The organism is Streptomyces sp. NPDC059788 (genome assembly GCF_042732265.1).
In the GTDB taxonomy this organism is placed as follows: Bacteria; Actinomycetota; Actinomycetes; order Streptomycetales; family Streptomycetaceae; genus Streptomyces.
Window position 1 is genome coordinate 1 of record NZ_JBHWHY010000058.1, and the last position, 13,506, is coordinate 13,506.

The following is a 13,506-nucleotide window of genomic DNA, read 5'->3' on the forward strand; positions in this document are numbered from 1 at the left end:
CGCAGCGACGTGATCGACGGCTGCCTCACCGGCACCGGACTCACCCCCGCCCCACCATGACGACATCACGCATTCAAGGTCAGTAGTGCAGCCCGCCAGCACCCGCCGCGCGAGCGGCGGTGGCGTCGTGCATCCGTCCCGGCCGCAACGTGTCGTCCCACAGGGTGCACCCTCTGCCGTCGGGATGACGGTGCCCTTCATCGCATTCTGTTTCTTCCTTGCCGACACGAACGCCCGCTTGCCCCTGCGGCCGGCAACAGGCCGACGGGCCTGAGCCTCGGTGGCACCCAGTCTGAGATCGACTCCCTTGGCCGGTGCGTAGGCGAGCACGTCCTCCAGCGTCCGATGTCGCAGGTCCGTACGGTCGGAAACGACGAAGCACCGGTCGTCCAGCAGCCGGCCCACCTCACCAGCAGCCCGGCTGACCGTCGAGCGATCGACACCGAACAAGACGCCCAAGACCGCGGGTGACAGATCGTGTCGCAGATGGATCAGCGTGGCTACCACCCCGTACCGGGCCGCCCGCACGCGGTGGGCGATTCCTCAACCTACCCCGTGCATGAAACCGTCGCCTCTCAGCTGACGCCGTCCACCGCCGGGCCAGCTCCTCTACCAAACCTGCCAGATGCCCCGCCGGGGCGCCTGTGAACGAGGGACGCGTCAGGCCCCCAATCGACCATGCCCCTCACGATCAGGGCTTGCCCGCCCGCTGTCACGCAGCAAATAGTAAGTCCGCGCCCCAGCCGGCCGGTCACCGCGTCGGCAACGGTGTAGTTGGCCAGCGCCTTCGGGGACCTCTCGAGGTCACCTCCTCCATGGCGCCGATCGCCTTGGAACGGACGTGGACGACAGTCGAGCTCACGGGGTGTCGAGGTCAAGGTAGCTCTCGGTGGCAGGATGGGGCCACGGCAGCTTGTCATAGTCGGTCACTTGCCGCGCAATGTGGATCTCGGCCTCCGCGACCAGCTTCTTGATGTCATGCACAACGCCACCGTGAGTTCGCCGACGCCCATCATGCACCGTGTCCCATTTACTCTTCTTGCTTTGGCGGGTCGTCGCCCCCTGCTCTTTGCTGCCGAAGCCCTTGAGTTTGCTGTTCCAAACCGGCGTGTATCCGACGCGAAGCGCGTTCTCTCCCAGGTCGGCGTGCACGTCAGGCAGCAGGAGGGCACGGAACCGGAAGTCGGTTATCGGGAGACCACCTTCCATGATCGACAAACGGTGCTGCTTGATCCTGCTATGGAGGGGATACCGCTCCCGAACCTTCTCCCCGGTGGCGGTGTTACTGGAAAGAGCCTGCCCCGCGTAGACAGGAATCTGAAGGCTGGCGAGCGGCAGGTATAGGTCTACGCTCGCGCCACGATAGTAAAGGGCATACAGCCCGGAACCCTCGAACCTCGGGATCTCGTCAGTCATGGATACCAGGGGTTGTCGCTCGAAAGTCTCACAGATGGTGTTCGCGATCTGCACGGTCGACAGTGGGTCGAACGACGCAGGGGTGTACTCGGCGGGCATGGCTTCCTGATAGGTGATCGAGCGTATGCGAGAACGGTCAGCTTGGACGGGCCGCGTTCGACTTCCGCGCTTCCTAGTCACTCGCCGGCATCGAATAGATCATCTTGGGTCATCTCCTCGGGCGACGCCTCGGGCTCAGTTTCGACCACTCTGCCGGACCGGTAGTACCGCCAAGCGCTTCTGTACTCGTCCGGGGAGTCCGCATACATAATCACGTACCCCATAAGGGCAGCGATCTGCCATGTCTCCGGAAGCGCCTCGGATACTAAATGAAACGCCTCGTGGGCGGATAAGCCAGCCTGCGGCACAGTCACGAAGGTCGCCTTCGAGCGTGGCGGCTCGGCGTATCGGAAGTTGTAGGGCAGACCATTCTTGAGCACTTTGAGAAAGGCACTCAGCGCGATTTTCCCGGGCTCTAGGCCCTCGACCGCACGATCCAGGTCAATCGGATAGACGATGTCGAAGTGGTTTTTCTTCAGGACCGTACTGTCACGTTGACGCCCCGGGTCCTTGTTGCCGAACCCATTGTTGTTCCACGGTATGTTTCCCATTTCCTTGTGATGGCTTATGAGCAGCTGCTCGGGAGCCAGGGCGGAGAAGTCCTCGTCGACGTACAGGCAGGAGAACGCAACATCGCGGAGGTCGATGTTGCGTCGGCCCGAGAGCTTCCGCAGATGGTTGGCCAGTCGACTGGGCAGGGATTTATCAGCCTTGCCTACGTAGACAAACTCGTCGTGAAGGTATAGCTGGTAGACGCCTGGCCGCTCGTCGAGGCGGGCGAGGTACTGCTCGGCGAGCGGAGCACGACCGAGGTCCGTCAGCGCCCGCGCCAGTTGATCACCAAGGGCCTTGGTGATGCTCAGCCGGAAGTCATCGTGGTAGGTGCCACGACCGTCTGACCTGACCGCCTGCGTCATTCTCGTGGGCCCCTTCTGCCGCGTTGGTCACCACGGACCCTATGGTCTTTCTCACTTATAGGCGACCCGTTCGAGTGAAAAGGCGCCATGATCACCAACTCCGCGGTATGGTTTCCCCATGGTTGACCTGCCTGAAGAAGTAACGAAGCCGCGGACCAGCGTTGAACTGTTCGCAGGTGGGGGCGGCCTTGCCATGGCGGTCCACCAAGCGGGCTTCCGCCCACTCCTATTCAACGAGTTCAACAACCGGGCCTGCGAGACGCTGATCGCGAGCGCGCGGAAGACCCTCGGCGTCGACGGCTTGGAGCGTACCGAGGAGAGGAACCCCAAGCCCCCACAGCCGGGGCAGCCCGCCCCCCTCTACCCGGGGGACGTACGCGACCTAGACCTGAGCGCCCTCCAGGGTGAGGTCGATGTCCTCGCCGGGGGCCCTCCGTGCCAGCCGTTCAGCGCTGGCGGAGCCGCCAAGGGCGACGAGGACAAGCGCAATATGTTCCCCGCCATGTTCAAGGCCGTGCGGGAGATGCGCCCGAAGGCAGTTATCTGCGAAAACGTCCGCGGACTACTGCGACCGTCATTCGCTGAGTACTTCCAATACATCCAGAACGAGCTGCGACTTCCGTTTGAGAAGCGCGTCGATCGCGTCAAGTGGCAGGACCACAACGCCCACCTGACGCGCATTCTCAACCAACTGCCCGATGAGGACAGTGACCCGGATCACTACAAGGTCGTAATGGTGCGGGTCAACGCCGCCAACTATGGAGTTCCGCAGGTACGCAACCGCGTCGTGATCGTGGCCTTTCGGGCAGACCTCGGCGTGGACGTCGACGCCTTCGAGAAGTACGTCACGACGGAGAGGTTCTCCGAGGACGCCCTGTACCGATCCATGCGCGACGAGGACGGACCTTACTGGCAGCGTCACCCAGAGGTAAAGGATCACGTTCGCGACCGAGTACGAAAGCACCTTCCGAAGGTAATCAAGGAAGACGACTGCCAGCCGTGGCGCACGTTGCGCGACGCCATACAGGGCTACGGCACGGACGTGAAGCTCCCGGCACTGCCCTCCGTCGACCTGGAGCGCCTCCTCGAGAAGTTCGATTTCGGCCGGGAGATCGGCGCCGTCGGTCACATCGGGTGGCCTGGAGCCCGCATCTACAAGGGACACACTCCAAACGAACTCGATCGTCCCGCGAAGACCGTCAAGGCCGGCGTTCACGGCGTGCCGGGTGGTGAGTCCGTGATGCGACTGGACGAGCGGGTGCCTGGAACCGACGGCTTGTACCGCTACATGACCGTGCGCGAGACCGCCCGAGTAATGACGTTCCCGGACGAATGGCACGGCTCCGGCCCCCGAGGCGAGCAAATGCGGCAGTTGGGCAACGCCGTTCCAGTCGTCCTCGGTGAGTTCTTCGCCAAGGCTGTCGCCGATGCTCTCTCTGCGGCTGGACACTAGAGTCATGCCGCAGACAGGGGCCGGGGGGCGCTGGAAGGACAGACTGCCCCCGGAGCGCGCGTATAAGCGTCGAGCTGGCGCGGCCACACCGGCAGTCGAGCAAGACCGCACCGCCGGCGGCCGCAATCGGCGCTATGTCGATCTGGGCGACGGGCGCCTCGCGCGTGCCTCAATCACACTTCGCCTATACCGGAGCACACGGCGCATTCGCGCGTATCTACGCTGGTCACAGGACGGCAAGACCGAAGAGAGGTACGTCTGCGAGGTCGAGTTCGACTCGCGCAAACAGAATCTAGCCGAGGCATGGCGACAAGCACGAGCGAAGGGGCTCCTGGCCGAGGAAACGCTTCCTCCCGAGTCGACAGCGTCATCGATCGAGGTGCGGGCTTCGATGCGCGGCAACCGCGGCAAGAACACCAGACCGGAGCTGCTGCTTCGCAGCCTGCTCCATCGCCGCGGCATGCGCTACAGAGTGGACGCCCGGCCGATCGCCGACGTCCGGCGGAGAGCCGACCTCGTATTCCCCGGCGACCACGTCGCGGTGTTCGTGGACGGTTGCTTCTGGCATGGCTGCCCTAACCACTATCGGCCTGCCACGAAGAACGCGGACTTCTGGCGCGAGAAGATCAACGGCAACATGGCAAGGGACACGGAGACCAACGAGACGCTGGCCGCAGCCGGCTGGACAGTCATCCGCATTTGGGAACACGACGACCTCGCCCAAGCGGCGACTCGAATCGAGAATGCCGTCCGGAGAAAACGCACTCAACCCACCTCGTCACTACGGCGAGCAACCACTGGCCAGACCACTGACAGCGTCAGCTAAACAGCGCAGGCTTCGGTCCTACTGTCACTGTGGGCCAGTGATGTCTTACCGGGGGCACAAAAAGCCCCAGCCAGCATATTTATAGGCAAGGCAACTGCGCCGTCGGCGTCAATGGTGACTTCGGGTGGGCCTCGAATCATCACCCCGGCCTTTCGCGCGTGGTGGAAGTAAGATCGACCAAAAGGGCGCTGCGGCGAGTCAGACAGCTTGCCGTGTGCTCTGAGCCGACGCGGGTGCGGGTGACTGCGCGTCGTCCTCCTCGGGAGCACGAAGGCCCCGACCACCGCGGCACCCGTCGCAAACCTGGTGCGCGAGCAGGCCGTGACCGTGACGGCCACTCGTCCCTCTCACCATCCGTGACCGGAACGTCCCTGTTCACGGAGATACAACACTTTCATCCTTTTTCCGATAGCCACACGATTCCCCCTGGTTCGCAAACTTCGGCCAGATTGTCAGTGGTCACCTCTATCCTTCAGACTCGAACGCTCGGCTCATGAGAGTCGGGCGGCTTCGCCGTGCCCACGCACGCCGCGGCCGTCGTGCAGCGTCCCCACCCGTCAGGAGGGTTCCGCCGGAGTGAAGATCACCCCTTCCGCCCGCGTGCTGAGCATGCTGGGTGAGATCGATTTCGATGAGTGGCAGTGCGTGGCCGAACTCGTCGACAACCCCTTCGATGACTTTCTCGACATCCTCCGCTCGGGGACGGAGTGGCCGGACGGCTTCACGGTCAGCGTGACCCTGCCATCGTCCCCGAAGGGGATTCTGGAGGTCCGCGACACCGGTCGGGGCATGTCGTACGACCGGCTGGCGCGCGCGGTACGGGCCGGCTGGTCCGGGAATGACATGCACGACAAGCTCGGCCTGTTCGGTATGGGCTTCAATATCTCAACCGCCCGCCTCGGTAGACGCACCCGCGTCCTGACAACCCGAGCGGGCGACACGGAATGGATCGGTGTCGAGATCGACCTCGACCAGATCAAGGACGACTTCGAGGCGAAGGACATCACCGAGCCGAAGACCGACCCGTCCCAGCACGGCACGAGGATCATCGTCGACCGCCTTCACCGAACGCGGGCCGAGTGGTTGCGCCGCAACGGCGCCTCTCTCCGCAACACCCTGGGGTCGGTGTACTCGTGGATCCTCACCGAACACCCCTTCGACCTCTACATCGGCGGGAACCGCGTCAAGCCGGTCCGCCACTGCCGCTGGGGCGACGATCGTTACGTGCTCTACAACGGCAAAGAACGGATCCCCGCCTACATCAAGATCGACGAAAAGCTCCAGGACGGGATCGCCTGCCGTGACTGCGGGGAGTGGCAGCTTGGTTCGGGCGATGTTTGCTCGATCTGCGGCAGCGGGAACCTGACCGTACGTGAACGCCGGATCCACGGCTGGCTCGGCGTCCAGCGCTATCTCGACAAGACAGAGTACGGAATCGACTTCCTACGCAACGGCCGGAAGATCTTGCGCTGGGACAAGAAGCTCTTCGCCTGGAAGAACCCCGAAAGCCGCGAGGGCGACGAGGAGGTTCCTGAGTATCCGGTCGAACTCGCTCACCAGGGTGGCCGTCTCATCGGCGAGATCCATCTCGACCACGTCCCCGTCACCTACCAGAAGGACGCTTTCGAGTACGGAGATCGCAGTTGGCTCGCGGCTGTTGAATTGCTGCGCGGCGTGGCACCGCTCCAACCCAAGCGCGCTCCAGGCTACCCGGAGAACGACAGTCCGCTCGCCCTGCTGTTCAAGGGCTTCCGGCGTAACGACGCCGGCCTTCGCTACCTTGTTCCCGGCGACGGCCAAAAGCCTGTCCATAAGGACGCTCGAGACTGGGGCAGGAAGTTCCAGGCGGGCGTCCCCGAGTTCCAGACGGACGAGCACTGGTGGCAGACGGTCCTACGGCACGAAGAGATCAAGAAGCGCGGCAAGGAGGACAAGACGGCGGCCAGTGTGCCGGCCCAGCCCGATGAGAAGGCCGTCGAGGAAGCCCTCGGGTTTCCGACCGGCATGCCGTCCTCCGGCGCGGCTCACCCGCAGAGCACGTCCACCACCGCCGCCACACCTGTCTCGGCGGCCCTCCTGTCGCTGAAGGAGAAGAAGGTAACCCGCAGCGAGCGCCTGGCCCGCTACGAGCAGGCGGCGACGCCCCACGCGTACCTAAGTCGATCGTTGGGCCACCCCGAACTCGGCTATGTGAAGGTGCGGAGCCTGCTGCTGAAGCCGGGCGAGCGGCTTCTCGGCGACGATGGCCTACACGTTCCGCTCCTCCTCGACCAGCGGTCCGGCAACGAGCTCACCGCCCTCATCGACCCCGAGCACGCCGTGTTCCGACGGTTCGGGGCGGACTACGCCGATCTCCTCCTCGTCGAACTGGCCGCCGTCCTCAAGGTGCGGGCGCGGTCCGAATGGAGCCCGTCCCAGCTCGTCGCCGCGATCCGCGCCGAGTCCCTGCAGGACAGCGCGCTCGACGGCATCACCGTCGGCGCGGAGGCTCGCGACCTGCTTAATGAGATCCGGGAACGTGTGGCTGCGGTGCTCGACCAGAACGATGGCTACACAGTGGCCTACGATCACCTCCGCCAGGAGGAGAAGACCGCGACCGAAGAAGAGATGATCGCCGCCGGACAAATTGGTCTCGTCAGCCGTCTGGGCCGGAACTCCGGCTTCGTCCACTACATGCCCGCACTGGCACTGGTCCGGCTCATCGAGACGATGCCGGAGTCGTTCATGGATGGTGGAGTCTTCCGTGGCCCGTACACCGGGGTGTCGTCGCCCTCCGCGAAAGCGCTGAGCCTGGCTCGGGTCACCGGCTGCCTCGCGGACGTGGCGACGCACGGCACATTCGCGGGTGGGGTCACCGCCCAGCAGCTGCGGCGGGCCCGTCTGAGCATCGCCTTGCTGCGCGACGAGCTGGTTGGCGAAGGATGAGTGCCGTGTTCCTGGCCGCCGACGAACTGCGCGAAGGTGGCCCGGACGGACTGACCAAGGCGCTCGAACGATCTCTGTGGCATCTGGGATTCCAAGACGTTCGCGTCATCGACGGCGCTCATGACCACGGTGCCGACCTGCTCGCGGTCCGCGAACGCGAGCAGTGGGTGTTCCAGTGCAAGTGGAAGGCTACTGGCACAGCTGACCACGCCGGCGTCGACGATCTCGAGCGCGCTCGCACCCACTACCGCGCCGACAAGGCCGTACTGGTCACCAACACGAACATCACCGCGTCGGCGGAGGCTCGGCGGAAGGAGCTGGAGGGGATCGGGGTCGACATCACCCTGTGGCATGGGGCCACTCTGCACGCGATCGGCCAGAGGATGCCCAGCCACGTGCCCACCGCATACTCCTTGCGACCGTACCAGGAAAGGGCCGTGGCTGCGATCGAACGGGATCTCGACGCCGCAGGGACAGCCTTGCTGGTCCTGGCGACAGGGTTGGGGAAGACGCTCGTCGGCGGAGAGGTCATCGGGAACCTGCTGTCATCGCGGCCGAACGCGCGTGTCCTGGTCGTCGCCCACATGCGCGACCTGGTCGGCCAACTGGAGAAGGCACTGTGGCGGCACCTCCCGAAGAGCGTGCCTACCCGCCTGCTCACTGGCGAGAACAAGCCCCGCGCCCTCGACGGGGTCGTCGTGGCGACTGTCGAGTCGGCGCTGTCCGCCGTGCGTGCGGGCTACGAACCCGAACTCATCATGATCGACGAGACGCATCACGTGGCCGAGACCGGCAGGTTTGCGGAACTCCTCGATCTATGCGGGGCTACGGGACGATTCGGAGTCACCGCCACCCCTTGGCGCGGCGACAAGTTCGACATCACCGCCCGCTTCGGCCGTCCCAGTTTCAAGATGGGTATCGCAGAGGGCATGGCAGCGGGCTACCTGTCGGCCGTCGACTACAAGTTGTACGCGGACGGAGTCGACTGGGACACCGTTCAGGACGTCAGCCGTCACGGCTACTCAATCAAGGACCTCAACCGGCGCCTGTTCCTCCCTCAGCGGGATGAGGAGATCGTCGAGCACCTGCGGGCGGCGTGGCGGGAGACCGCTGAGCCCCGTGCGATTCTTTTCTGTCAGACAATCGAGCACGCTGAGCACATGGCAGGGCTCCTCGCTGTCTCGGATCCGGCGTGGGGCAATGCCTCTCACCTGCACAGCGGCCTGGCGAAGCGTCATCGGGACGTCCTACTTAACGAGTTCCGTCTCGGCCGGATCCCGGTGATTACCTGCGTGGACGTGTTCAACGAAGGCGTCGACGTGCCCGACGTGAACTTGATCGCCTTCCTCCGTGTCACCCACAGTCGGAGGATCTTCGTGCAGCAGCTGGGCCGCGGGCTGCGGCTGAGCCCCGGTAAGACAGCTCTGAAGGTACTCGACTTCGTCACCGACATCCGCCGTGCCGCAGCGGTGCTGAACCTGCGACGGACGCTGGAGGCCGAAGAGACGGAGCACCTGGAACTCCCGCATGTTTCCCGGATCGAGTTCCAGGACGAGACGGTCGGTTCCCTGATGGACATGTGGATCCAAGACGCCGCCGACCTCGAGACCGCGGCGGACGAGGTCCGCCTCCAATTCCCCTTTCCGAAAGGAATCCTGTGACTGACTACAAGATCCCTCCCGCAGTTGAAAAGGCTGTGGTCACGCGGATCTACGCCCAGGCCGAAGCGGCCCAGTGGCCGCATCTCCAGGACGCGGACCGCACCCGGCTGTACCAGGAATGGACGGAGGACCAGGAGATCGGCGGTCGTATCCTCGACTTCGTCGGGCAGCAGGCCAACATCCGTCCTTGGCTCAAGGATTGCCCCATGAAGGAGTACGAGCGGGCACGGCGCGGCGAGGGCAAGTACGCCAAGTACGTGACGCGGCCAGCAGCGACGCTCGAACAGATGGTGACGGCGGCCATTGGGCCCGACTGGGAGGTCATCCCGGGGACCACCCAGCAGAAACCGATGCGAGCCAAAATCCGCGAGGTCGGCACTGAGGACGAGGAACAGCACTTCGTGGTCGGCACGGCGGCGAACCTCAAGCACCTCATGTGGCCGGCGGTCCTCGACCGGTCCACCGGTGAGACCTGGCCCTGGACGATCTGTGTCGTCGATCCCTTCCGCGCCCCCGTGCCGCCCGAGAAGAAGGAGGAACACCGGCGCTTGGCTGAGTTCCTCGGCGTGCGGGTCGTTTATTTCAACGAGATGTAGGGGGTGTCGATGGGGAACGGCAGGTGGTCTATGGACGAGTGGCTGGTCAGGGCGTGGGAGACCGGGGCCTTCAACGAGCGTGAGCGGGTCGTCATCACTGGCCGGGCCGAGGGACGGACACTGGGCGAGGTGGGAGATCTGCTCGGGCTGAACCGCGAGCGCGTGCGCCAGATCCAGAAACGTGCGCGGGAGCGACTCGTGGAGATGGCGGACATCATCCAGAGCGGTTGGCGAGAGACAGCCCGGGCCGCAGGCGCAGGCCCGGCCACCCCGCGAGAGACTTTCGCCGCCACGCTTGAGGTTGTCGACCACGTGGCGCTGGAGGAGCTCCTGACCGCAGCAGGGTTGAAGACGCCGCGTACGTGGGCGGGGCCCCTGCGTGGCTGGTGGAGTGCCGACCCCGACGCGTTCAGCGCCGCCCTGCGCCGTCTCGTCGAGGCCGCTCCATTTCGAGGCGACGAACTCGATCAAGTGGCCTTCGAGGCTGGACTGCCCGCTGGTCTTCCCCTGGCCAGGCTCCTGAGCCACTCCGAGTCGCGACTCGCCCCGAGTTCGAACGGACACTGGGTCCGCCGTAAGGCGCGAGGACGCGACGCCGCATACCTGTGGCTTCTGGAGATGGGCCGTCCCTGCCAAGCCGACGAGCTGCTCGCCCCGATGGAGGCGACGACCGTTGCGGCCGTGCGGGAGGCCCTGCGTCGTGACGACCGATTTCGACACATCCGGCCCGAGGGGACCTGGGCCCTGGCGGAGTGGACGCACTTGCGCGCGTCCACGTACACCTCCGCAGTGGAAGTCATGGTCGCGGTGGTCACCGAGTCAGGCCCCCTATCGCAAGCCCAGCTCTTCGCCAGAGTGACGGAGTTGTACCCGGTCACCCCATGGCGTTTGAAGCAGTGCCTGCTCAGTGATCAGCTCGGTGAGACCTCTGACGGTCGTGTCGACCTCATTTCCCGCGGCGCCCACCCGTTCGTGGAGGAGGAACCGGTCCGGCCAGACACGATGGCCGTCGAAGGGCAGGCCCTCGGCGTGCGGATCCCCGTGAGCCGGGACGTCCTGCGGGGTAGCGGCGTCAACGTGCACACCTGGCTGGCCTGGAGGATCGGGCTTCGCCAGGCCCCGACGAGCCGCACGTTCACAACGCCCGGTGACCACTCACCACTCGTTGTCCGCCGCAGCACGAGCAGCGCCCAACTCTCTAGCCTCCGCCGTCACGCACTCGAACTCGGGGTAGTCGACGGCTGCGTGCTCGCCGTCCTCCTCCGCCTCGACGACGGCACCGCGCGTATCGGCCATGGCTGCGAGCCGGACGCTTGTCCGGCTCGGCGGACGTCGGCTGCGGTGCCATCGACAGCGAATGCCTCACGCGACGTTGACGTCAACGCTCCAATATAAGAATCACTTGCGCAGCCAACTGCCCTGGCCTCCATATGGCCGCCCTCACCGATACCTAGGAGCCGCCGTTCCACATGCCGGTCGGCGCTGGTGGCGCTTCCTCGGCGGCTGAGCGCGCCCCGTCGAGATAGCAAAGCGCCGGAAGGCCACGAACCGTCAAGCAGGAACTTCGAAACGAGGGGAAGATGAATCAACTCGAACTGCGCCGCGTGGAGCGACAGCTCCGCGAAGCGCTGCAAGACACCACCCTGAGTTGGGTGCTCGACGACGTCGACACGGCAATCGCCGCAGGAGTACCTGAAGAGAAGATCCTCCGCCGACGCCAGCAGCGCCGCGGCGATGACTCCCCTGCCACGAGTCCGGCGGCGGCAGCGGCTCGATACGAGGTCGTAGACCGCAGCGTGCTTGGCCTCGGAGAGTACGAGTCACCACGCAGGGGAGGAACACTGGTCATCGCCACGCGAGCCATGACAGACGAAGAGCGTGTGCAGCTCCTCCTGGACGCGCTAAAGCGCGTGCTCCTCGACCTGCCTGAGATGGAACTGGAGGTGCTGAAGACGCTCCGGTCCGAGCCCGAGGGCGACGCCGGCAGTCGGAACATGGTTGAGGGAGTCGTATTCGAGCCGGACGAAAGCACTCGATCGCGCCGCAGCCGAACTGAGTTCCGGGCAGATCGGCTGCCGACTGAGCAACGTACACGTGTAGGTCAACTACTGGCCGAGGTGACGAGGGAGGTAGTCAGTTGAGCACGGTCGATCACCTGGTCAACGAGATCAAGAGCCTTCTGGCTGCCGGGACAGTGTCGTATGACTCCACTTCGAAGCCGTCCGACGTCTACGAGGGCTTCATCTTCTCCCTGATTGTCGCGACCGCGAGTCGGCATGGCGCTACCGTCACCTACGAAGACGTCTACGGGGCGAAGGCCAGCCACCTCGTCTTCCGTACGGGGCCTGGTCGCCTGTACAGCAACAGCAAGCCGTTCACCCACGCCGTGATCGAGTTCGACGGGGCTCCTGCCCTTGAAGTCCACCTCGGCGTCTACGTGACCGGCTCGTCGGGTGTACTGCACGAGTGCGACGTGCTCGTGCTACCAGCCGAGGAAGCTGCTCTGAGCCGAGCGCAGGGCATCGCACCGCGAGGTAGTCAGAGCGTCCTCATCGTCGAGTGCAAGTACTATGTCTCCAACCTCGGCATCGGCCTCGCACGGAACTTTGAGGGACTGCGCGCCGACATCCGCACCCAGAACGAACTCTTCGTCGCCAACTCCAGGTCGTCGAACATCGTACGGTACCTCGATGCCCGAAAGAGAGGGTTCGAGCCCGACGTGGTGCCCAACTCACCGCAGGCAGGCTACCTTCAAGCGGAGATCAGGAAGACCTTTAAGAGCTACCTCAGCAAGCACGCTCCCTCGACGGTGATCTGAGCCCTTCGGACGAGCGCCACCACCCCTGATCCGGCGCGAGCCAACACGCCGGGACAGGCAGCTTCAGCGTCCGTCGATTGGGAGCCATCTGGGAGCCGACCCGCTCCCCGAGTCCTTTTCACACCACCCGAGACCGTCCCAGTCCAACGCCCTGGCCAGGCACGTCATCAATCCGCCTGGTGTCGATCTTGCCCGGACCTCATTCGGGACGAAGAGGTCGTGGGTTCAAATCCCGCCACCCCGACTGAAGGAACACCAGGTCAGGGGCCTGATCCGCGAGAGCGGGTCGGGCCCCTGATGTGTTTCCAGGGGCGCTTGGTATTTGGGGCTCGGAAAGGTGGGGCTCGGCTCCGCGTGGCCAGGTTGTCGGTTCGTCGTGGGCCAGAACCGCTTCGCGGTGGCGGGGCCGCGTGCAAGTGAAGTGCGACACATGGGCGGTCGCCGGGGCGGCTTCCCCTGATGTTCCGGTCGGTCCTGCGGGCGGCCTCCTCCCGGAGGTGCCACGGCATCTTTCCGGAAGCGAGTCCGCCCACCCCGCCGTGACCGCTGCTGTCCTCGGCGCCCTCGGTGACGATGCCGAGGCCTGGGCCCGGTTCGCCTCCAGCCCCGCCTCATACGCGGGAGCCACCGCCTGGCTCCGCCTCGGAGACCTCCTCGACGCGGCGGCGGCCGGCGCTTCCTGGCCCAAACCGCCGCAGTCCAGGTAACCGGGACGGTAGAGGGAGGAGGCAGGGCTTCGGTCCGGCGGCGCTGTCTGTAGGGACCGGAGGGCCAGGCGACCATCGGCCCGTATGG

Annotated in this window: 12 protein-coding genes; 9 read left to right on the plus strand and 3 right to left on the minus strand. The window is 65.0% G+C overall.

Annotation, left to right across the window (positions count from 1 at the left end; translation table 11 throughout):
- From ACFV57_RS36200 to ACFV57_RS36210, 3 genes are all read right to left on the minus strand, one after another.
- On the minus strand, positions 1-528 hold a 528-nt coding region (locus tag ACFV57_RS36200), incomplete at its 3' end, for a transposase family protein (RefSeq protein WP_385241285.1).
- Positions 529-858: 330 nt separating this feature from the next.
- On the minus strand, positions 859-1,515 hold the full coding sequence (locus tag ACFV57_RS36205) for an Eco29kI family restriction endonuclease (protein WP_385241288.1): 657 nt from the start codon (positions 1,513-1,515) through the stop codon (positions 859-861).
- A 77-nt stretch (positions 1,516-1,592) separates the two neighbouring features.
- A complete protein-coding gene (locus ACFV57_RS36210; RefSeq protein ID WP_385241291.1) occupies positions 1,593-2,432 on the minus strand; it encodes a GIY-YIG nuclease family protein in 840 nt (279 codons plus the stop codon).
- 118 nt (positions 2,433-2,550) lie between these two features.
- Between ACFV57_RS36210 and ACFV57_RS36215 the strand changes: the two genes are divergently transcribed.
- The 9 genes from ACFV57_RS36215 (at position 2,551) to ACFV57_RS36255 (ending at position 13,418) form a co-directional block, all read left to right on the plus strand.
- Positions 2,551-3,885: a DNA cytosine methyltransferase gene (locus tag ACFV57_RS36215; RefSeq protein ID WP_385241294.1), complete on the plus strand. Its 1,335-nt coding sequence runs from the start codon at positions 2,551-2,553 to the stop codon at positions 3,883-3,885.
- A 4-nt stretch (positions 3,886-3,889) separates the two neighbouring features.
- Complete coding sequence (locus tag ACFV57_RS36220; RefSeq protein ID WP_385241297.1) at positions 3,890-4,711, plus strand: very short patch repair endonuclease; 822 nt, start codon at positions 3,890-3,892, stop codon at positions 4,709-4,711.
- Between the two features lie 576 nt (positions 4,712-5,287).
- Positions 5,288-7,636, plus strand: coding sequence for an ATP-binding protein (locus tag ACFV57_RS36225; protein WP_385241299.1), 2,349 nt, complete (start codon positions 5,288-5,290; stop codon positions 7,634-7,636).
- Positions 7,633-9,297 carry a DEAD/DEAH box helicase family protein gene (locus ACFV57_RS36230; RefSeq protein WP_385241302.1) on the plus strand — a complete coding sequence of 555 codons (1,665 nt, stop codon included), beginning with the start codon at positions 7,633-7,635 and terminating at the stop codon, positions 9,295-9,297. The genes ACFV57_RS36225 and ACFV57_RS36230 overlap by 4 nt, the downstream gene beginning before the upstream one ends.
- Positions 9,294-9,893: a hypothetical protein gene (locus ACFV57_RS36235; protein WP_385241305.1), complete on the plus strand. Its 600-nt coding sequence runs from the start codon at positions 9,294-9,296 to the stop codon at positions 9,891-9,893. The genes ACFV57_RS36230 and ACFV57_RS36235 overlap by 4 nt, the downstream gene beginning before the upstream one ends.
- A gap of 30 nt (positions 9,894-9,923) precedes the next feature.
- Positions 9,924-11,288: a sigma factor-like helix-turn-helix DNA-binding protein gene (locus ACFV57_RS36240; protein ID WP_385241308.1), complete on the plus strand. Its 1,365-nt coding sequence runs from the start codon at positions 9,924-9,926 to the stop codon at positions 11,286-11,288.
- A gap of 185 nt (positions 11,289-11,473) precedes the next feature.
- The gene (locus tag ACFV57_RS36245) at positions 11,474-12,034 is read left to right on the plus strand and encodes a hypothetical protein (protein ID WP_385241312.1); all 561 of its coding nucleotides are present in this window, start codon (positions 11,474-11,476) and stop codon (positions 12,032-12,034) included.
- Positions 12,031-12,711, plus strand: coding sequence for a hypothetical protein (locus tag ACFV57_RS36250; RefSeq protein WP_385241315.1), 681 nt, complete (start codon positions 12,031-12,033; stop codon positions 12,709-12,711). The genes ACFV57_RS36245 and ACFV57_RS36250 overlap by 4 nt, the downstream gene beginning before the upstream one ends.
- A 539-nt stretch (positions 12,712-13,250) precedes the next feature.
- Positions 13,251-13,418 carry a hypothetical protein gene (locus ACFV57_RS36255; RefSeq protein ID WP_385241317.1) on the plus strand — a complete coding sequence of 56 codons (168 nt, stop codon included), beginning with the start codon at positions 13,251-13,253 and terminating at the stop codon, positions 13,416-13,418.
- The last annotated feature ends 88 nt before the right edge of the window (positions 13,419-13,506 follow it).